Source organism: Leptospira adleri (genome assembly GCF_002811985.1).
GTDB lineage: Bacteria > Spirochaetota > Leptospiria > Leptospirales > Leptospiraceae > Leptospira > Leptospira adleri.
On sequence record NZ_NPDU01000074.1, the window covers coordinates 1 to 21,358 of the forward strand.

A 21,358-nucleotide genomic window follows, 5' to 3' on the forward strand; every position below is an offset into this window, starting at 1 on the left:
TACGCAGCGAGTAAGGTTTTTGTTTTGTATTTTACGGACGGATTGAGTTACGAACTCAAAGGAACCGGAGTCAGCGTTCACGCCGTTTCGCCAGGACCGATTCGAACTCCTTTTTTCGGAAAAGCTTTTCCGAAAGGGTTTCAATCTCCGGATCTATTCTGGCTGACTCCGGTTCCTTTGAGTTCGTAACTCAATCCGTCCGTAAAATACAAAACAAAAACCTTACTCGCTGCGTAGATCGTAAAATAGGGAACCGGTTGAAACGAAGCCGTGGAGGCAAGATTCAAAATTCTTCCTTTGCCGTTGGCAATCATGATCGGAAGAATTTTTCGAGTCATCGCAGCCAACGCTTCCACGTTGACTCGAATTGTCGTGAGGAAACTGGATTCGGGTTCTTTTGCAAAATCTCCGATGTAACCAAGGCCCGCGTTGTTGATCAATAGATCCGGTTTTAATTTCTTTTTCGTTAAGTAAGAAACGATCTTATCTCGGCCCTCGGAAATCGAAAGATCTGCGGGAATCGTATGGACTTCGATTTTATATTTTTTTTCCAATTCATTTTGAAGATTTTTGAGAGAAGAGGAAGACAAATCCGTGAGGACAAGATTACTTCCGTTCGCTGCGAGTTGATTGCAAAATTCGGTTCCCAAGCCGCCCGACGCGCCCGTGATCAATACCAATTCATATTTCATTTTTGTTACCTTTCAATTTCTGGAATGAAGAAGACTTTCGGATTCCGAATTTGCGTTCTACCTTAAGGAGTGGTTTGTAAGAAGACTTTTCGAAATCCAAGTGGGAACGATTTTATAAAAGTGCGAATTTTTTTTCGATCGGAATAATAAGAATCTCAATATAATTTTGGTTTTCGATTATAGGCTCTTGCCGTTATGATTTAAAATATGAATCCCAATTTTAGAATTCTTACGTTTGCGACGATGACGATCTTATTCAGCCTCGGACCCTTATCCGCGCACAAGGGAAGGGCGAGTTTTGTATTAGAAGAATTTTCTAATCTTACGGATCGCATCGATCTCTTGAAGGATGAAGCAGTGCCTACCGGTAAGCTGGAATCCCTTTTGGAGAAAGGCGGCGAAAAAGAAAAAGATTCCGAAATTTTCAAAAAGGCTCTTCCTATCGCAAAGGAACTCGGCAAAACGACGGATCCTTTATCGAAACAAAAATTCTACTCCGAACTTGTGACCCTCTTTCAACAAGTCATCGGCTATCACGATCGATCCGGTGCGGTTCTTTATCATTGCCCAAAAACCGGAAAACAATGGATCACAAATTCGGAGACCGTTAAGAATCCCTTCGATAGAAAAAATATTTCCTGCATTCAGAAGAAGGAAGAATAGAAATTCTCTCCGTTTAAAAACCTTTTTTGTTAAGCGAATTCCTTTAACCTTTCAAAATCGAGGGCGGTAAGGAATCCAAGCGAATTCGTAATTTTTTCGGAAGACCAATCCCATCGTTTCAGCTTCAGAAGTTTTTCGGTTTGTTCTTTCGAAAAAGGAGATCGGGAAAAATTTTTTAAAAAACGATCCTTGGATTCTTTCTTTTGAACCCGAGAAGCGGTTCTACGATTTGTTCTAAGCCGGAACTCCGCTGACTTCCTTCAGCTTCGCGAGATTTCCTTCCAAGATGGAAAGCGTATCCAGGTGATAGTCTTTGGCGTGTTTGAGACGAGTCTGTTTTCTTTCTTCCGGAATTCTTCTGCAGGAAAGTTCCAAAAGAATTCCCGCAAGAAGCCGAGAGCAGGTCATCACGATCTCTTCAGCATACGTGTCTTTGTCTTCTCTTCCGGGTAATTCCTTATAGAGGGAAACAAGTTCTTGAAATCCGTGAAACAATTTATGAGCCAAGGAAGAATCCAGCTGATTCACGAGTTCTGTTAGATATTCCCCGAACGTATGCGTAAGTCCGGATGTGATTCCGCCGATGCTCGCGTTGATCTGAATCTGGGAAGTCCCGTCGTAGATCGTTGTGATTCTCGCGTCTCGATAAATTCTTGCGATATCATAATCTTCCGTATAACCCGCGCCGCCATGGACTTGAAGCGCGTCGCTCACCACTTTTAAACAGGACTCGGAACAATAAAATTTTCCGATAGGCGTAAGAACGTTAGCGATCTTTTCCCAATAGCGAACCACGGTATCGTTCTTGGCTTCTTTTTCGGAAGCTCCTTTTTTTTCCAAGCGGAGAGCACGCCAGTAATAACGGTCCATGACCCTCGATCCTTCCAAGGTGAGGCAACGCATCGCAAGAGTTTCCCGTTCTATACGATCGATGATTTTTTTTACCGCAGGAATTTCTATCAGAGGTTTTCCGAATTGAATCCTTTCTTTCGAGTATTTTAGAGCTTCGTAATATGCTGCGGTTGCAAGTCCAGTGGATTGTTGCGCGATTCCCATTCTCGCTCCGTTCAACATTCCCATCGTATATTTTATAAGACCATATCCCTCTTCTCCGATGAGAAGTCCCGGTGAATTCTCAAATACGACTTCGCAAGTCGGAGAACAATGAAGCCCGAGTTTATTTTCGATTCCGGCGATCTGAACGTCCGTACTCTGGACGAGAAAAAAAGAAAGCCCTCGCGCGCCGGAACCGACTTCTCCCGATCGAGCCAGTGTAAGAAGAATCGCGGGAGTTTCTCCGAAGCCGCAACCGTGCGTGATAAATCGTTTCGTTCCGTTCAAGACCCAATTGCCGTTTTGATCCTTTGTAGCTTTGGTTCGAAGATTGGGAAGATCGGATCCGTGATCCGGCTCGGTCAAGCCCATCGCACAGACGAATTCTCCCGCCGCCAAACGTGGAATCCATTCTTCTTTCATTTCTTTCGAAGCGTGACGTTCCAGAATTTCGGCGAGATTCACACAGCCAATAGCAATGGCGAGTGACGCGTCCACTCTGTAGAAGATTTCGGAAATAAATGATTTCACGGTCCACGGAATTCCGAGGCCGCCGTATTTTCTGGAAAATCCGTAGGCTTGCACTCCGGCGTCGACTACCTTTGCAACCAGTTCCAACATTTTGGGTGGGAATTCTACCTTTCCGTCTTTGAATCCCAAGCCTTCTCGGTCCAACTCCGCGACGTGCGGAGAAAGAATATTTCCTGCAAGATCGCCGACCGTCTGAAGAACCGTCTTATAATATTCTTTCGCTTCCGAAGGGTTGGTCGGTCCTCCGTCCGATGTTTCCGAAAATTCGTTTTCGTAATCGAGGATAATTTCGGTCCAGGGAAGAATGTGTTCGAAGTGATCCTGGATGTCTTGAGTGTCCGAAAAATAGTTGTTCTGAATCATGGAACCTCCGGGGATTCCACCAGTGTAAGATATCAGAAAGGGAGAGAAAAGGAAAATTGTGTGAGTTCCTACTTTTGGAGGAATTTTTCCCTGCTTCAGGATTCTTTCGTGTGGAAGGTCGGAACTCCGGAGGTTTTCAAGACAAAGAACCGCATTCTACGGTCCATAAATGCCGGCAAAACCCTACCGACGACCCTCCGAAAAGTAGGAACTCCTTCTTTTCAAAAGGGTTTTTCCAAAAAACGCTGCTCATCCCGAACCCGAAGGTCGGAACTCCGAGCCCAAAATGGACCTCGGAATCGCCTAACGACACAGGGTTTCTCGACGTTTGCGGTTCTGAAGCGCACCAAACGCACAGAAGGATTTTAACGAGGCTTGAGTGAGCCTTAGCAAGCGTCCCGCAAGCTGAAGTTAAAAAGCAAATGTGAGAAGACCAAGCAAAAGTTGCGGAGCAATTTCGGAATCCTGCGAGAAGCCGAAGTTAGCCGCCGTAACCTCTGCAGAGTGGTAGAGTCTGATGCGATGGCCGACCTTATGTTGGAAGCAATCAAAACTCGGGCATTATTTGTTAATTACGCACGTTCAACGGCTGACTTGATATCATTGAGATCTTGCATAATCGCCTTCTTGATTGTAGTCTTGAATAAGACCAATGGCAATGCTTTCAGCCGCGCAGCAAATCCTTGCGGTAGAGTCTGATGAATACCTTTCAATGTGATACCGGCGCCGCCCATTGAGATGCGATTTGTAGTAAGGAATACAAAACCACCGTCTTCGGCCCGGGTCGTGTAAAACTCATTTTCCTTTGCCTCCGTGATCCACTTTTCTATCGTGGCCGGTTTCCCAAAAAATATACGTGTCTCTCGCCACTTAAATCCTAAGAGTCCGTCTGCGGGTCGTTCGACCAAATCGATCCTCTGGATCCCACTGATGATCCCTGCCGCGTTCTCGATATTAGTCATTGTGGCCCAGACTTTTGCGATAGGGGCGTTGATTGTTACCTGTGCTTCTACGATCATCCGTTATTCTCCAAAGGGTTCGATTCAAGTAAAGTTTGTCCGCCGTATACGGGAACCGATACAATATGCCACAGCGGTTATGGCGCCTAACTTCTTTCAGCGCTTTTTCTTCGATTTTTTCTTGGAAACCTTATAGCCCAAAATCTGCGCCATTTTCCAGAGATCGCTTAGAATTTTTTGCGAATCCTTTTTGAGTAAGGAAGAATCCAAACTCGATTCCGCTCTGGAGTTTTCCAAAATACTATGAAGATGGAATTCTTCGATCCCGAATTTTGCTTCCTTGGAACCCAATTGAATCCAGAATCTAGGACCGTATTCTCCTCCGTTGATTCTTTGTTCGAGTTCGATTCCTTCTTCTCCCAATTCCGGAAGTTCGCTTAAAACGATCTCGGGATTTTTTCTCGCGGCGGAATCCAAAATATACCAGCCTTCCGATTCTTTTTTAGATTCTTTCCACAATCTTTCAAGAGTGTTGTCCCCTTCTCTTCCAAACCAAGGAAGAATCGAAGGAAGCCTCGAAGCAAGCGCTTCCTCCGTCGAAGACGAAGTATAACTGTGAGGATCCGTATAACTCAATCTTCTCTTGATCAGCTTTAGGATCGTCTCGAAAGAATCTTTCCCTTTCAGAAGAAATAATTTTGCGGCGAGTAAATCTCCCCAAGCGGCCCATTCCGGGGGATTTGAATTTACGATTTGGACGATCGTATCTTCTTCCATTTGTAAAACCCGAGCCCATTGTTTTCCTTCCTTCTCCACAAACCGGAGAAATTGAAGACAATACAATTTCCAATCCGAAGCTGCATAAGGAAGATCTAATATTCCAGCGTAAACCGGAATCGCCGATTCTCCTTGGATGAAAAGGGCTTTCATCGCTTCCCAACGATCGTAGTTGCCGCCGTAACGATATTCGTCGCAGGAGAATCGGAGAGATTCTTCCAACCAAGGGCCGCCGATCTTGATCACCTCGGGATTAACATATTTCTTTTCTCTAATATTCTGAAAAACGTGTTGTATGCTGTATTTTTCCGGTTTCAGAATCGCAGCCGGTAATTCCTTCGGATTTTTGGAAAGGCGATTTGCGTATTCGTCATCGTCGTCGAATGCAGGAAGTTCTTTACCTTCGATCAAAGTCCAGGCGATTCTCGCGGCGTGTTCGATATAAGTCCAGGTATAATCCACCATAGGACTCGGATCCGCGTAAACGTGATAGTAGAGATGATTTTTGAGCGCTTGAATTTTCGCTTTCCCTACTGCCCGAATCGGACCGTAGGCGCGATATTCTTCTCCACGATTTCCTAATATTCTATGCGCAAACTGAATCCATTCTTCCCGATCCGGTTCCAAAAACAAAAGTCCGGAAAGATAACACGCAAGTAAATCGATCGAAATTCCGGGGCTGGAATGTTTTTCCGCTTTTTCAAACAATTCCCTCAAGCCGGATTTCGCAGTTTCCGGTTCCAATACCGCCCAAGCGATCGCTCCTTCCGAGAGGTTCACCAATTGGTTGAACTCAAGATAAGAATCTCTTCCGCTTCCCTTTATCTGAGATCCCATCTCCAAATAAATCCGGATATATTCCAAATTCTCCTTAAAACCGAGTTTCGCGGAAACGGCGAACGCGTATCCGAGCGCGATCCCGAAGATGCTCAGATTCTTTCTATATGTAAGAACCTTGTTGGCCAACTTACCGGATTCCTCGTCTCCGACTAACAGGCGTTCGTTTAGAGCCTGTTGCAGATAACTAAAAACCGTAAAAATGTTGTTCAAATTCGGACCTTCGTCCTGAACCTTTTTCTTTTTCTCCAAGGCTCCGTCCAAAGTCTCGAAGAATTTCCAAGCCGCTTCGGTCCAAATCGAAAGGGCGTCCTCGTGTTCGCTTTGAAGTAAGCAGCCGACCACTTCTTCCAAACGTTTATCGTCTTGTTTTAATTTTCGAACCGCGTCTCTAAACGCGTTCATCGCGTTCTGGTCGTCGAACTTGCCTAACGTTTTGATGATTCCCGCATAGGCCTTTTTGTTTTCAACGTCGTAATTCAAACCTTGTCTAAACGCGGCTGAAATCGGAAGCGAAAGACGCAAATCCAGATCTTCCTTTTTATAAGGCCATTCGTTGTAAGTTGAATCCGTTCTTTCTTTAAAATACTGTTCCACCAATTTCGAAAACTTGGGATCCTTTTTGCCGATCTCTTTTAAAAGAAAATCGTGAGTCTCGACGTCCTCCGAAAATTCCTCCATCAAGGAAAGAGGATCTTCTCCTTTTTGAATTCTTTTTTTCAAATCGCCCGAAGCGATCTTTTTCTTTCCGGATAAACCCGTCGCCTCTTCCAAAAGTTTTCTGTTCTCGGGTTCGATTTGGGAAATATCACAGTTTTTGAATGTTTGGTTTCTGAGTTCCTGCAGCTTTTTGGCTTTTACTTTTCCCAAAGAATCCGATTTTCCGTCTAACAACGATAATATGGATTTTGCGATCGCCGGAAGAATTTTTCCGGAAAGTTTTTTCGCGGCGGCGCAGGCTTCCCGGCACGCCTTTTCGTTCTTCATAAAATAATGGGCGAGAATCCAATACGCCGCAAGAGGATGTGATTTATCTAGAAACTTCTTTTCCGCTTCCCAATCCTTAAACTTAGGAGCCGAAGCCAATTTTTCCGCGTAAGCATAAGCCGGATCTCCGTAAGAATGCCCTAAAAGCCAAGCCGATCTTTCAAAAAGATCCAGCGACTTTGTATAGAACGGTCTTTTATCGTATTTTTTCTGAGCTTCGGCTTCGTATTGTTTGAGAACTTTGTCGCCTAGCAGGGATTCGATTCTTTCTTCCGAAGCTCCTTCTTCGTCCTCGTCTTCCTCATCATAGTCGTCGTAATCGTCTTCTTCGGAAGACCAATTCGAAGCGATAAAGTGCGCGATCGAAAAAAACGGCTCGTCCTCTAATTCTCCCACTTCGTGATTGTACCGATGTACTTCCGCGGAACCTTCCGCGTGAGGGAGCATGTTTATCCAACAACTGTCTCCTCCGCCGTCGGATCCGAAGTGGGCTACCCCTGTCAGCAAAAACATCAAACCCTGATAAGATCCGAGAATGGAATTCACTTGTTCTTCCGGACTCTGCGATTTCTTTAGAAGGAACTTTTGAAAAGAAACGGCGCGGTAATCCGGATCGTAATCTTCATCTTCGGATTCTTCATCGATCTGAAGACCGCCCTCGTGATCGATCATGTTCCAGATATCGTTTACGTTGTACATGATCTGTTCGTAAGCGAACCGGACGTTCTCCCATTCTAAAATCTCTTCGGGAGGTTGAAAGCCGTAGAGTTTTTCAAATTGATCCAAAAAATTTGCGGGAGCTTTTTTCTTTTTCGAGGCAAACGCTTTCCAAAAAGTATCCCTGTAAGATTGCTTCGACAACATCCGATCGGCCATGATTTCGGCTAACTTCCCCGAGGAAAGATCGGATTTTTTAAAAGAAGGGGGAGATTTTTGCGTCATAGGAAGACAACAAAATTCTTCTTTCGTTTTTGATTCTTTTTTAGCTCCGTTTTTTAGGGAAATTTAAACTTAGATCTAACTCTAAGCGAGTCCAAAAGTCAAAATCAATATCGCGCTTTTTTTTCCGAATTTAATTTTTTTGAAAACGAAGCCTTGACTTAGAGCTAAGTCTAAGCGGTATGATTTCCGATTAGGAGAATCCAGTGAGCGAAACCCTTAGCATTTCCCAAATTTCGGAGATTACAAAGTTTAGTCCGCATACTCTGCGTTATTACGAAAAGATGGGACTTCTACCGCACCCCGAAAGAAGGCACGGAAAAGATCGCAAGTATTCTGAAAAAGAAATCCGGCATTTAAAAGTCATACGAACTCTCAAAGAATTGAGTATGCCTCTGCAGGACATCAAAGAGTTTATCAAAGAAGGTTGTATCTTAGACAAAATCTCAAAAGGTGAAAATCTAAGGCCTCCCTTAAACAAAAGAATCCGAATTCTTACGGCCCACCTCACCACCTTGGAACAAAAGAAAAAGGATTTGGAAGTTACGATCAAACTCACCAAGGCAAAACTCAAAGAGTATGAGACTCTTCTCGCAAACGAAGAAAGGAATTAAAATGAACTCTATCAAACCCTATCTCTGTCTCGTCCTTTTCGCCTTGATTACGGGAACCACCTTTCAAGTCGCAAAAGAAGCATTACTTTATTTTTCTCCGGCACAAACCGGGGCCCTACGTTTTATTCTGGCGTCCATTTTACTTTTTGTTTTCGTTTTTTTGAACGATCGAAAACTTCTTAAAGTGAATCGGGAGAATCTCAAAAGTCTGATCTTTCTCGGAATCGTCGGGGTGTTCGGATTCAATTTCTTTTTTTTCTTAGGAATGAAGAAGGCTTCTCCTGTCAACGCAGCAATCATCGTTGCGCTCAGTCCCGCCATCACAATCTTTCTTTCCTATCTTCTTCTGAAGACGAAGATCACCATTCTTCAATATTTAGGAACCGTCGTTTCCTTTATCGGAGTTCTTGTCGTGATCTCGGACGGAAACTTGAGTTCGATCCGATCGGTTTTGGAAGGAGAAGGAATTCTTTTTATATTCTTAGCGGCCTCTTGTTGGGCGTTGTATTCGGTGGGAATGAAAAAATATCTCAAGGGAGTTTCCGCGATTCAGATCACCAGCTTTACTTCTTTTTTCGGAACGATCTGTTTGCTCGTCCTCATCGTTCTCAACGGCGACTATCGCGTCGAATGGGGCAAGGCGCCGGCTTCCGCTTGGTTCGCGATCTTGTATATGGCTGCGTTTACCACTTTCTTCGGTTATCTTTTTTGGAATTACGGAATTCAAAAAGTCGGTCCCGATAAAGCCGCGATCTTCGGAAACCTGATTCCGGTCGTCGCGATGTTGACAACTTGGTTCTTGGGAGAATCTCTGAATCTTTTCGATATCGCGGGCGCTCTTCTTGTGATCTTCGGAATCTTTATCGTAAACTCCAAGTTCAATCGAGTTTCAACTATTCAAAATATTAAAACTTCTACGGCAGGTTAATTACATTTTTATGATACAATTTATCAAATTACTTATTTTCTTTTTTGTTTTCGTTTATTCCCTTTCGGCTCAGGACAAACAAACTCCGGACATTCAATCCGGAATCCCGGAAGACAATCCGAAAAATCTTCCGAAGGCGACGGATAAAAAACCGGAATTCGGATTTAGTCAAACTGTGGCAAACGACGTCTACGTTTTGGGCAGCAGTCTCTTCGGAGAAAAACTGAGCAGAAGAAACAACGAATCCTACGATACGTTTTCGCAAGGACTGGTCTTGGGAACATTCGTAAATTTTTTCACGCCGATTCCGGGTTTCAGGATGAACCTGATCATGGCCAACCCTTTGATCGGACGTTCGAATACGGACAACGATTTCTTTTATCAGTCGAGTCCCGGAGGCGTTGACGAAACGAACAAAGTAATCCAATCGCTGCAGTCCGGTCAATTGACTTACGATCCGAATCATATCAAACAGAGAAAGGAGAACAACGGACTCAGGGATTATTTTATCGGACAGATTCTTTACGAATGGAATACGTCGATCGGTCAATTCTTCACGGGTTTTTTGATCGTGAACAGCGCGAACTATCCGAGCAACGCGAGTCTCTTCAACTATACTTTAGGATGGAAACCCGGATTTTTAGAATATCTCAAACCGGAGCTCGTTTCCAATTACCGCATCTCATCCGAAACCGCCGGACTCAATCAGGGAAACAGTCATCACAGAGCCGCGATCAGTCACGAGTACGAATTGACAAAGGACTTTAAATTTGTTCCGGGTATGCAAGTCGGTTATCAATACTTTAATAATAATACGGATAGAAGATCCGGAGTCACGGATATCACCGCAAAACTGCAATTGAATTTCAAGGAGATGAACGTGAGCGTCAGCGACGTGTATCGTCCCGATCTTTACCTCTTTGACAACGACAGGGTTTTTCCAAAACCGAGCGGGGTACAGGCCGACAACAACGCCGACGACGGAAAAGTAACGGATCCTTCCAAGATCCACGGAACCTTGAATCAGACCGTGGCTTCGGCGATCCAGTCTCTGCCTTTGGATACGACTTCGAAAAATTATCTTCTCAATTCCTACCAACAGCAACACATTGCAAAACATCATATCGTAATCAATCTCGGTTACGTTACGAAGTTTTAAAACTCTCCGGCGACCGCGTTCAAATTCACGAGCGCGGTTTTTCTTTTTTACTGGATTTTTTTATCCGAGATTTATAGGATCTTAATTCTTTCTTAACTTCAAGAAACGAATCCTAATTCCGAAACGGCGCGGACCTCTTGAATTTTGAAAACGATCTTATAAGATTCAATCATGATACATAAACGGATTTTTTTTCAGTTAGAATCTTCTAAAAAAACAAACACGCTTTCGAAAACCCCGGCATCCATGACTCAAGGAACTGTCTTCGATTTTATTTTCCGCGCCGTTCCATCGGCGGCGTTTTGGTCCGTATTCCTATCGGTTTATTTTTTTTCCGCTTCGATTTTTGCCCAAGAGAAGAAAGAAGAAAAAACGCAAACTGAAAGTTTAGATTCTTCTAATGTACCAAAAACGGGAATTCAAACCGAAACGAAAGAAGAAATTCAAAAGAAAGAAGAATCCCAGATCGATCCGAAGGCGCCTAAGTTCGGTTTTTTCGCCGATTCTTACTACGCACACAATCCGTATGCGTCTCCTTCTAGAGAAAATAAGTATCTCACACAACCCGCGCGTTGGGACGAGATCAACGTCAACTTAGCTTATATCGACGGAAAAGTCGAAACGGATCAATACAGAGGAAGGGTCGCGTTCCAATACGGAAATTCGGTGAACTCGAATTACAAAAACGAAGTCACTTCGGAGAAAAATTCCAATCAATTCTCGGTTCGAAACATTCAGGAAGCTTATGCGGGAATCAAACTCGCGAAAAATCTCTGGCTCGATGCCGGAATTTATTTCGGAAACATAGGCCTTGAAAGTTGGATCTCCCATTCCAACTGGAATTATTCCCGCGCGTTGGCTCTAGACTATGTTCCCTATTATTCGAGCGGCTTTCGACTTTCATACCAATATTCGCAAAAACTTTCCTTCCAACTTCATCTGATGAACGGATGGTCCAATATCACCGAAACGAATCGGGACAAAGCTATCGGAACTCAAATCGACTATCAGGTCACCGATAAATTTAGAATCACCCACAATACGTTCATAGGAAACGAAGCTCCCGACAACGAAAGACGTCAGACAAGATATTACAATAATTTAATACTCCAATATCACTTTTCGAAATTCTTCATCGTAGCGGCTTCGGGCGACGTTGGAATTCAGAGAGTTCCCGATCCAGGAGTCAATTCGTATCGACAATGGTATATCGGTACGTTCTGGATCACCTGGAGACCGATCGAAGAATTTAGAACTTCCGTCCGTATCGAAAGGATGTACGATCCCGATCAAACGATCATTCAATCCGGAACGAAGAACGGCTTTTTAACCTCGGGAGGAACTCTTACCTTGGACTACATTCCGAACGAGCAGGCGATGCTGAGATTAGAAGGACGATACTTCCGCTCTTACGATCCGGTGTTCGACTATCATAGATCGCGTTCCAAGGAAGAAAAGTTTATCGTATTTGCGGTGACCGTGAAAATTTAAACCGAACTCGGATCCAAAGGAAAACTCTTGAAACCTTTTCTTTCCCGATCCGAATTGGTAAGTATGGAAATAGCAACACTGGGCGGCGGATGTTTTTGGTGTCTCGAAGCGGTTTATCAAATGGTGGAAGGAGTCGGTTCGATCGTCTCAGGTTATGCGGGCGGACAAACGAAGAATCCTGATTATCGTTCGGTATGTTCCGGAACTACGGGACACGCCGAAGTCGTTCAGATCTCCTTTGATCCGAAAATCATAACCTATCCAGAAATTTTAGAAATCTTCTGGATCTGCCACGATCCTACTACGTTAAACCGACAAGGAAACGACATCGGAACCCAGTATCGTTCTATCATTTTTTTCCATTCTTCCGAACAAAAGAAACAAGCGGAAGAAGCGATCCAAAAAGTTTCGCCGAACTTTTCGAATCCGATCGTGACTCAAGTGGAAGAATTAAAGGAATTCTATCCGGCTGAGAATTATCACCAAAACTATTTCCGCACCAACCCGGAACAAACCTATTGTCATTACGTGGTTAAGCCGAAAATCGACAAGTTCCTCAAAGTCGGATTCAAAGTTAAAAAATAAATTCGATTCTTCCAAATTCTCCTTTAAGATTTTTGAAACCGATTTTGACGCTTTCTAAAAAACTTTCGTAAGAATTAGGATCGCACTTCTTGGTATGAAGCAACTTAAGGGATCGGCTTCGCTTATTAAATTCTACTTGATCCTCTTTGTAACGGTCGATAGACTGATTTATCAATGAACTCGAATATCCAAAGAACGTTTTTGATTCTTTTTCTGGGAATTTTTCTTTCCCAATGCAAAACGAGCATACAGCTTCAAGGTGAAATCCATCATCCTAAGACGGAAGACGGTTGGGATCTGACTCTCGAACACTTTCCTCCTCTTTCCGGAAATTTCACGAAAAAATATCCGGTGATCTTGTGTCACGGATTGATCGCAAACAGAACTTATCTGAAGATCAACGAGAAAAGTTCGATCGTGGGAAGACTTCAAAAAGAAGGCTACGACGTTTGGTTGTTGGATCTGAGAGGAAGAAGGGACGCAGGTTATCCTTCCCTCTTTTTCGGAGATAAAACTTTCTCTTATAGTATGGACGATTATATCAAATACGACGTGGATGCCGCCATCAAACACGTGTTAAATTCCACAGGAAAAGACAAGGTCAACTGGATCGGTCATAGTATGGGCGGAATGGTGATCTACGGAAGAGTCGGAAGCCTCGGTGAAAAAAGAATCGCAAACTTCGTAGCGATCGGTTCTCCCGCAATCATGGATCCCCCGAGCTCCGCGATCCAACGCTGGGGATCTTTGACCTGGCTGATGAATCTTTGGCCGGTAATTCCCACCGAAACTTGGGCCGGAATTCAAGGCGGAACGGGGATACCCTTTCTTCCTCAAAAATCCTTTGAGGAACTTTTTTGGCATAAGGCAAACATAGATCCTTCCATTCTTTCCGGAGTAAAAACGACTTCGATCAATCCGGGCGCGAAAAATGAAATTCTACAGTTCAAAGATCTTTCCGAAAGCGGTGAAATTCGAAGTTTGGACAAAAAGATTTCTTATTCGGACAATCTGAAGAATATCAAAATCCCGACTCTTTTCGTAGCGGGAAGAAGGGATAAACTCGGAATGTCGTATTCTCTTCGTTATGCGTATGACACGATTTCCTCCGATGATAAGTCGCTCTTTATCGCATCTCGTTCCAACGGGCATTCCGACGACTACGGACATACGGATTTGATCGTGGGAAAAAACGCGGACAAAGATATTTTCGGACCGATCGTTTCCTGGTTGGACAAAAGAAACTAAAACCTTTTTGGATTTTTAAGAATGAAACATACAAAAACAAAATTTTTTACGATCGTTTTCGCGTTCATCCTTTCTCTCGTCGGATGCACACGTTATGTGGTCATTACCGATCAGAAATTCACTTCTCAAACGGCGAACATCGCTCCTAACGTTTTTCTGACCACGTTCTCTTACGAGAATTCTTCTTATCCTCCGATTTTGATCGTCGATCCGGTTTTGATCAACAAGAAGGCGCTTTATCTCGGCGATAAATCCGGATTGATCGGAGTTCTGAACGGAAACGGATTTTCGGTTTGGCTTCTTCATTTCGAAGATCATAAAAACGTAAATCTCAAAGATATCGGAGAGAATTTGATTCCGGAAGTGATCGGAAGAATCCAAAAGGTAACCGGCAAAAAGGAATACATTCTCGGTGGAGTTTCGTTAGGCGGACAATCGCTTCTCCATTCTTTCAAAGCCAAAAAGATTCCGGACATCGCGAAGGCTTTTTTTCTCGGAACCGGAATGGATTATAAATACAACGACAGTTTTATAGAACAGATGAAGGCGGAAAAAAGATTGGCTTCCGATATCAGTTCTTCCTGCAAAAACAAGGATAGCTTTTGCAAACGTTTTATTTCGTTCGACGCCGACGATCCGACGACCCTCTTCGTTTATCAAAATCTATTCAACTATCTTCCCGCGATCGAAGAGAATCCGAAAACTTGGGAACCTTTTGAGAACACGAACTTCCCTTCTCTTTTTATCGGAGGAAGAATCGATAACATTTCCCCGACGGAAAGCATTCATCCCGTTTACAAAAGAAAAAAAGGAAAGAAAGAATATTTTGAGGCAGGAAGAGAAAACGGAATGTCGATCGACTACGATCACCTCGGTCTCTTTGCTTACGAAGACGCGCCTTCCGATATTTATCAAAGGATCGCGAACTGGTTAAAAGAAACCGAAGCCGAACCTAAGAAGGTTTCTTCCAGCCCAGCAAATCCATAACTTTTTTAATGTCCTCCCAGACGTCGCGTTTGAGAGGACTGTTCTCACCTCCGTTTCGAATCACAAAGCTAGGATGATACGTCGGCATGACCGGGATTCCGTAAAAGGAACCCCAATTCCCTCTGAGTTTCGTAATCCCTTCCTTGGTATTTAAGATAAAACGAGTGGAAGGATTTCCGAGAGTGACGATCGCCTTAGGCTGGATGATTTCCAACTGTCTAAGAAGATACGGAGCGCAGGCCCTTGTCTCTTCGTCCTCAGGCGGACGATCCTTTTCGAATTTCATATCCAGAGTAGGTCTGCACTTTACGATGTTCGCAATAAAGACGGATTCCCGCGGAACACCCATTCCCTTTTCGATGATTCTTGTTAAGAGTTCTCCGGCGCGCCCCACAAAAGGACGGCCGGTAAGATCCTCTTGTTTGCCCGGACCTTCGCCGATAAAAACGACTTCCGCTTCCGGATTCCCTTCGCCGAATACGGTTTGGGTTCGAGTCGTGTGAAGTTTACAAAGCCTGCAGTTCGTTACCTCGGATTGGACGAGGCCGAGTCTTCTGATTTTTTCTTCTCTGCTCATGAAAATACGTTCGATCCAGACTGAAAAAGAAATTCTCTGGAGTCAATGGAAATGATCGTTCTCACACCGGCGGGATTGTATATTCCTCAAGCCGACGTTTACGTCGATCCTTGGAAGGGAGTTCCGAGGGCGATCTTGACGCACGCACATTCCGATCATACGAGAAAGGGTTCCGCTCATTATCTCTGCGCAGAATCCGGATTTCATCTCACTCAAGAGCGATTGGGGAAAAAGGCGCGGATCGAAACTCTTCCGTACGGAAGGGCCGTATATAGTAACGGAGTAAGAATCAGCCTTCATTCCGCGGGTCATATCCTCGGCTCCTCTCAGGTAAGAATCGAATACAAAGGAAAAGTGACCGTGATCAGCGGAGACTACAAAACGGTTCCCGATCCGACCTGCGAACCTTTCGAAATTCTTAAATGTGATACGTTTCTTTCGGAAGCGACCTTTGCAAAACCCTATTACATCTGGGAGAATCCTACTTTCGTATTTCAGAATATTCTTAACTTTATATTGGAAAATCAAGAGTTGGATTCCATTTCGCTTCTCTACGGATATTCGCTCGGAAAAGCGCAGAGAATCCTAAAAGGCTTGTCTAACGTCGCAGAGGAAAGGGCGATCGGTTTGGATTTTTTCGCACACGATTCCATTCTTTCCATGAATCAAAGATACGAAGAATCTGGAATCGTGCTTCCCAAAACGAAACCCTTGGACCAATGGATTCCGAATTCTAAAAACCCGTTCGTTTTTTTGGCGCCCCCGAGTTCTCCGATTCCAAATCCGGATTTTAAAAAAATCAGGAGTGCGTTTTGTTCGGGTTGGATGCAGCTTTCGAAAAACAGAAAGGCCGGAAGTTTCAGCAAAGGTTTCACCCTTTCGGATCACGCGGATTGGAACGAATTGATTCAAACGATTTCTTTCACCGAAGCGGAGGAAGTTCTTCTTACACACGGAGATACGAACGATATCGTGCGTTATCTACGCGAAAAAGGAAAGAATGCAAAAACACTAAAGACAAAATTTCATTCGGAAGAATCTGAATTTTAATTCTTTATCGGAACGATGTTCGAGAGAAGATTCAAAAAAAAGTTTTTTTGAAGAGCTTGAATTCTTCCAAAATCCTATCTCAAACGGACTTCAAGTCCGATTACAACCTTTTTTCAATGAGACACACATTGTAAGAAGTACCACAAAAATGACAAAACCGGTTCTTGAAAAAAAATTCACAATCTATACGATGAAAGAAAAACCTCATCCTATTTACAGGGTTTCCCAAAAATCCTATTTTACTTTATCGGAAAGATCAAGCCGCAAGAACCCGCCCCAGTTTTGGGATAGGTTTTTATAATCCAAGAAGAATTCGTAAAAAATTCGGACTACAATGAAATCCTAAAGTTATAGAGGGAATGGGACATCTCAATTCCATTCTTCCGAAATGAAGATAGAGGAAAACAAATTGTCAATGATCGAGAAAAATCAACCGAACCTTAAAAAAGCGAAAACGGAAGACCGATACAGAATGATTCAATGGATTGAAAAGGGAAACATCGATCGAATCAAAGAAGAAATCGAAACTCGCGGAAAGGATTTCTACGGAACAAATCCTTTGTTTTTTTCGGCAAGCGAAAACAACGTCTCCGTTTTGGAATACTTCGAAAGCCTCGGATTTCCTTTGGATATAAGAGATTCCAACAATTTGTCCCTTCATTTTTACGCGTGCAGAGACCGAGGCAAAAGTGAAATCGTAAAATTCCTTCTCGATAAAAAAATAAAACCGGATTCTCGAGACGTTTTGGAAGCCGCGAACAAAGGAAAGATCGAAATTCTAAAATTATATCAAAGTTTCGGAATCGATCTAAAAGATCCGAATCTCAAAAACGACAACTACACTCTTTTGGAAATTGCAACATTCTCAAATTTGGAATGTGTTAAATTCCTTTTCGAACAAGGCCTGACTTTGGAACCGAGCCTTTTAACGAGAGCCGTCAGTTTAGGAAAATTCGATTTGGTCCGCTATTTAGTCTTGGAACAAAAAGCGGATCCGAATACAAAGGTCCACGAAAGAAACGCGATCCACGAAGCCTGCCTCGGACCGTCCAATCACGAACCATACGAACATCTGAATATTCTAAAATTCTTACATGAGAATGGAGGAGATCTAAATTCTCCGTCCAACTGGATTCAAACGCAAATCTACACTCCTCTTCACTTTGCTTGCAGACCCGGACCTCAGGATAAAATGCCTTTTATCCAATATCTTTTGGAAAACGGAGTCGATCCCGATCCGCAAAATCCGCAGTCGGCTCTCAGCGTCGCGGACTCGAAAACGAGAAAGAAAATTTTTAAATATCTGGAAAAGAAAGGAATCAAAATGGATCAAGATCCGTTCCAGAGATCGTTTCAAGTGGAAAAGTTAGTCGCCTTTGCTGAGAAAGCGATTCGTAAATTTGCCGAAGAAAATCCGGATGCGATCGTCTTTCAATTCGTTATCGAGGGCGCTACGATAAGCATGAGCGATCTATTCGATCCGGAATACTACGTGGGCGACTGGAAATACGAAGGTTTTGCCGAGTTCGGCGAAGAGGACGGATTCGATTTTACACTGTGGCAGGAACACTACGATTCCATGGGAGCAGATCAAAATTCCCCCTACGCCTTGGCGATATCCAAGGTCATAGAGGGGCTTAGAGAAAGAAAGGCGTTCGACGTTCTAAAACGATCCAAAAATTTCGAAGCCAGAATGATCGATCACATATATTAAATAAATAGAATATTCATTCCGGAATAAATTTTAATATGTGTTTAGAATCTCGTTCGATCTGCGATTGTGTGAATCGAATGGATCTAAATTCTCCGTCGATGAACATTTTAATCTGATCGCCGTAAAAAGGAGAACCTTGATTTCCGGAATTTCCGGTTGGCAAAACAGACCAGGAATTTTCCGGATTGCTCAGATCGATGATTCTTCTTTTGGAAGGCCCCACTTTCGGAGTCATCTCCGGATTGATATCCTGTTGCGCCATGATATTTACAATAGCCTCTCCCGAATTGATGGAGAACGGACCTTGGTTGAAAATCAAACCCAACACCGGTACTTTTCCGATGGGATGTTCAAATGTGATCTTGTGGGCCTTTCCCCATTTCCAAGAGGACACGGCTCCTCCGTGTTTTTGAGAAAGATAACGAACCGTCTGTTCGAAAGCCCGAATCAAAATTTCCCTTCTTGTTTCCGCAATTCCAGGCGTCGACAAATCGTCCCAAAAGGTAGAATCCGGATCGAAAAGAATCGCTTTGTAGGCGTTCCAGTGTTCCGCGTAATGACCGTAGATAGCGAGTTCTCTGGAATCCAATTCATCGGATAAAAGATTGATCAGCACGAATTGGTTGAGAGTTTGAAAAACCGTAGCGCCAACGGAGTCTAACGTGTGTTCTCCGTCGAAGGTTTTATAAACTTCCAGCGCTTCCCGAAAAACTCCGTTCCATTCTTTATCTTTTTCCAACTCGCCCGCGATCAAAGGAACGATACTTCTCGCAGAATAAGCGAGAACGTCGGTCTGAACTTTTTTTACGTCGTCCACGGACCACTGTTGTCTTTGGGAAAGAAGTTCGTAGATTCTTCTGGCGCGATCGGATTCTTGCCAATAACCTTCCGGCTTTCCGTAACCTTTCAACTCATACATAGGGAGGTGATTCGCGGTAAGAATGATCCCTTCCGGCGGATTGATCAGTTTCGGATTTTCCGAAGAAGGAACATATCCGACTACGTCGTCTTCTCCGGAAGCTCCGTCCAAAATTTTCCGGGGATTGCTTTTTTTTCCGCGGATCGGAAATCTTCCCACGGCCCACCAAGCGATGTTTCCTTTTACGTCCGCATAGGAAACGTTCAAACCCGGAGCCGGAAGAGAAGGAACGATAAAGGAACATTCTTCCAAAGAAGAACAACGGCCCAAATTATAAACCGTATCCAACATCGGAACCGAAACGTGATGAAAAATCCAGTGAACCGAAATCACGGGACCGTCATAACCTTCGATCGGTTTGGAAACGATCGGGCCGTGAGACGTTACCTGGACTTCGATTTCTCTCGCCTCTTCTCCTTTTACCGGAATTCTTTCCTTTAGAATTTGAACCGGAACCCATTTTCCTTTTTCCTTTACTACGTTCGGCTGCGTGGGGTGAAGAGTTTCCCGATAAAAATCCATATCGTCGTTTTCGAGCATCGTCAGCGCCCAAGCCTTTTTCGCGTTATGCGCAATCAAAGGAAAAGGAAGAATCGGAAAATGATAACCGTAGGTTTCGTGTTCACCCACTTTCATGTGAACCTCGTACCAAGTGCCGGGATTGCTAAATCCGATATGAGGATCGTTCGCCAAAATCGCACCGCCGGTCGCGGATCGGGAAGGAGCGATCACCCAGGAATTGCTTCCCGTAAAAAGAGGAAGATCTCTCAGAATCGAATCCACTTTCTGAAAAGTTTTGGAAACTTCCGAAAGATCTTCGGATTCTTTTTTTGGGGAAGAATCGGAAATCAACCTTGCAAGGACGTTCGACCGACCTTGCGTCATCGCTTTCGGAGAATACGCCGGTTGATTTTCCAAAATGGAAAACAGATCTTCCTTATCGTGTCTTGGAAATAATTCCGCGACGTTACGATTCGGAAGTTTTTTTTCTAAGACGGAATGAAGCGGATCCAATCGAAGGGCTTCCGCAAAGGAAAAAGATAAAAGTGAAAGAGCGCTCAAAACATCGAGCCGATCAAACGGTTTAGGCTGATATCCTAGAACGGTAAACTCGACCGGAAGAGCTTCCGTTTTTAGGAAGAAATTGATTCCTTCCAAAAAAGAATCCAATTCTTTCCATGCCTGCGGATTTCCCTTTGCGCCGTCTTGAAGCATCCTTTCCGCGGTTCTACGCAAAAGCATTTGTCTAAGAAACGTATCCGCGGGCACCAAATCCGCGCCTAGAACTTCGGACAATTCTCCCTTGCCCGCTCTTCTCAAAATCTCCATTTGAAACAAACGGTCGCTTGCGGTCACATAACCTAATGCGAAATAGGCGGAGTGAGAATCTTCGGATCGGATATGCGGAACTCCGTAAGAATCTCGAATCACCGAAACGGGTTTCGTAATACCCGAGACTTTCAACTCACCGTTCATACGGGGAGATTTTAAAAACAACAAAAGGGAAAATCCGATCTTTGCAAAAAGTAGAATTGCAAGAATAGACAAAAACGAACGACGTATCCAAGAAGGAATACGATTCCAGAAGTTTAAAAATGGGGCGCTAAAGTTTCTCATACACTACCGATTCTTTATTTTTTTAAAAGGAGTTAACTTTTATAAAATCGGATTCTTTGAGCAAGAAAAGTTTTGATCGGTCTTGATTTTTCTGATTCTTTTCCAATCAAAAAAGAATGACTTCCACGCGATCTAAGTAGAAAAAGAAACGAATCAAGAAATCAATCCAGTGTTATCTTTTTCAAAATTGATCCAGGAATTAAAAGAAGAATCGGATTCTTATCAAAAGCGATATCTTCTAACGTCCTTTCTTTCCCGTTGTCCGCCGAAAGAATTGGATCTTGCTTTTTCCTTTCTTTCCGGAAAAAAGGAAAAAGCGATCTTGGAAGAGGATCCGATCGCGATCTTCGCTTCCGAATATCTGAATCAACCGCTCTGGATGATTCGATCAGCGATCGAAGAAGTGGGAGACGTTTCAGAAACAATTTCTCTTCTTACCGGTAATTGTTATCCGATTTTTGAAATAGAAATCCGTGTTATCTTAGAAAAAGCGAATCAACTTATCAATTTGAAAGAGCAAACTCGAGAAATTCTATTTTCGGTTTGGAAGACCTTTCCGGTTCCGGAAAAAATATTCTTTCACAAACTTCTTCTTGGAAAACAAAATCTTAAAATTCAAGAAACACTTTTGATCGAAATCGTTGCGGACCTTTTCGATTTAGAAACCG

16 protein-coding genes and 3 pseudogenes are annotated in these 21,358 nt (G+C 43.5%); 12 read left to right on the plus strand and 7 right to left on the minus strand.

The annotated features are described in order from the left end of the window. A partial coding sequence (locus tag CH376_RS19820; protein ID WP_125232027.1) for an SDR family NAD(P)-dependent oxidoreductase occupies window positions 1–189 on the plus strand: 189 nt, incomplete at its 5' end. Here the strand turns inward: CH376_RS19820 and CH376_RS19825 are convergent. Continuing rightward, window positions 141–692 carry an SDR family NAD(P)-dependent oxidoreductase gene (locus tag CH376_RS19825; RefSeq protein WP_100788305.1) on the minus strand — a complete coding sequence of 184 codons (552 nt, stop codon included), beginning with the start codon at window positions 690–692 and terminating at the stop codon, window positions 141–143. The two genes, CH376_RS19820 and CH376_RS19825, sit on opposite strands and share 49 nt — an antisense overlap. Window positions 693–899: 207 nt before the next feature. On the opposite strand from CH376_RS19825, the gene CH376_RS19830 reads away from it, so the two are divergent. Beyond that, the gene (locus tag CH376_RS19830; protein WP_100787082.1) at window positions 900–1,355 is read left to right on the plus strand and encodes a hypothetical protein; all 456 of its coding nucleotides are present in this window, start codon (window positions 900–902) and stop codon (window positions 1,353–1,355) included. A 29-nt stretch (window positions 1,356–1,384) separates the two neighbouring features. Here CH376_RS19830 and CH376_RS24475 read toward each other — a convergent pair. The 4 genes and pseudogenes from CH376_RS24475 to CH376_RS19850 all read right to left on the minus strand — a co-directional run. Beyond that, window positions 1,385–1,519, minus strand: a pseudogene (locus CH376_RS24475) (chloramphenicol acetyltransferase); the annotation flags it as partial. A gap of 70 nt (window positions 1,520–1,589) precedes the next feature. Beyond that, on the minus strand, window positions 1,590–3,302 hold the full coding sequence (locus CH376_RS19835; protein WP_100787081.1) for an acyl-CoA dehydrogenase family protein: 1,713 nt from the start codon (window positions 3,300–3,302) through the stop codon (window positions 1,590–1,592). A gap of 572 nt (window positions 3,303–3,874) precedes the next feature. Then, a complete protein-coding gene (locus CH376_RS19845) occupies window positions 3,875–4,321 on the minus strand; it encodes an SRPBCC family protein (protein ID WP_100787079.1) in 447 nt (148 codons plus the stop codon). Window positions 4,322–4,417: 96 nt separating this feature from the next. After that, window positions 4,418–7,804 carry a hypothetical protein gene (locus CH376_RS19850; protein WP_100787078.1) on the minus strand — a complete coding sequence of 1,129 codons (3,387 nt, stop codon included), beginning with the start codon at window positions 7,802–7,804 and terminating at the stop codon, window positions 4,418–4,420. A 203-nt stretch (window positions 7,805–8,007) separates the two neighbouring features. Here CH376_RS19850 and CH376_RS19855 point away from each other — a divergent pair, with 203 nt between their 5' ends. The 7 genes and pseudogenes from CH376_RS19855 to CH376_RS19885 all read left to right on the plus strand — a co-directional run. Continuing rightward, window positions 8,008–8,415, plus strand: a complete 408-nt coding sequence (locus CH376_RS19855; protein WP_100787077.1) for a MerR family transcriptional regulator — start codon at window positions 8,008–8,010, stop codon at window positions 8,413–8,415. Between the two features lies 1 nt (window position 8,416). Then, entirely contained in the window at window positions 8,417–9,343 is a 927-nt protein-coding gene (locus tag CH376_RS19860) for a DMT family transporter (protein WP_165781807.1), read from the plus strand. Between the two features lie 10 nt (window positions 9,344–9,353). Further along, the gene (locus CH376_RS19865; RefSeq protein ID WP_100787075.1) at window positions 9,354–10,502 is read left to right on the plus strand and encodes a hypothetical protein; all 1,149 of its coding nucleotides are present in this window, start codon (window positions 9,354–9,356) and stop codon (window positions 10,500–10,502) included. A 477-nt stretch (window positions 10,503–10,979) separates the two neighbouring features. After that, window positions 10,980–11,993: pseudogene (locus CH376_RS19870) on the plus strand (porin); the annotation flags it as partial. Window positions 11,994–12,056: 63 nt separating this feature from the next. After that, entirely contained in the window at window positions 12,057–12,578 is a 522-nt protein-coding gene (gene msrA / locus CH376_RS19875) for a peptide-methionine (S)-S-oxide reductase MsrA (protein ID WP_100787132.1), read from the plus strand. Window positions 12,579–12,752: 174 nt separating this feature from the next. Further along, the gene (locus CH376_RS19880; protein ID WP_100787072.1) at window positions 12,753–13,826 is read left to right on the plus strand and encodes an alpha/beta hydrolase; all 1,074 of its coding nucleotides are present in this window, start codon (window positions 12,753–12,755) and stop codon (window positions 13,824–13,826) included. 81 nt (window positions 13,827–13,907) lie between these two features. Continuing rightward, window positions 13,908–14,813: pseudogene (locus tag CH376_RS19885) on the plus strand (alpha/beta hydrolase); the annotation flags it as partial. Here the strand turns inward: CH376_RS19885 and CH376_RS19890 are convergent. Beyond that, on the minus strand, window positions 14,779–15,390 hold the full coding sequence (locus tag CH376_RS19890; protein ID WP_100787070.1) for a uracil-DNA glycosylase: 612 nt from the start codon (window positions 15,388–15,390) through the stop codon (window positions 14,779–14,781). The pseudogene CH376_RS19885 and the gene CH376_RS19890 overlap by 35 nt on opposite strands. 45 nt (window positions 15,391–15,435) lie before the next feature. Between CH376_RS19890 and CH376_RS19895 the strand changes: the two genes are divergently transcribed. Then, window positions 15,436–16,440 carry a ligase-associated DNA damage response exonuclease gene (locus CH376_RS19895; protein WP_100787069.1) on the plus strand — a complete coding sequence of 335 codons (1,005 nt, stop codon included), beginning with the start codon at window positions 15,436–15,438 and terminating at the stop codon, window positions 16,438–16,440. Window positions 16,441–16,855: 415 nt separating this feature from the next. Beyond that, window positions 16,856–18,154, plus strand: coding sequence for an ankyrin repeat domain-containing protein (locus CH376_RS19900; RefSeq protein ID WP_165781806.1), 1,299 nt, complete (start codon window positions 16,856–16,858; stop codon window positions 18,152–18,154). Between the two features lie 13 nt (window positions 18,155–18,167). On the opposite strand, the gene CH376_RS19905 is transcribed toward CH376_RS19900, so the two are convergent. Then, window positions 18,168–20,690: a penicillin acylase family protein gene (locus tag CH376_RS19905; RefSeq protein ID WP_100787067.1), complete on the minus strand. Its 2,523-nt coding sequence runs from the start codon at window positions 20,688–20,690 to the stop codon at window positions 18,168–18,170. 169 nt (window positions 20,691–20,859) lie between these two features. On the opposite strand from CH376_RS19905, the gene CH376_RS19910 reads away from it, so the two are divergent. Continuing rightward, window positions 20,860–21,358, plus strand: a 499-nt coding sequence (locus tag CH376_RS19910) for a DNA ligase-like domain-containing protein (protein ID WP_133124670.1), incomplete at its 3' end; no start/stop codon positions are given.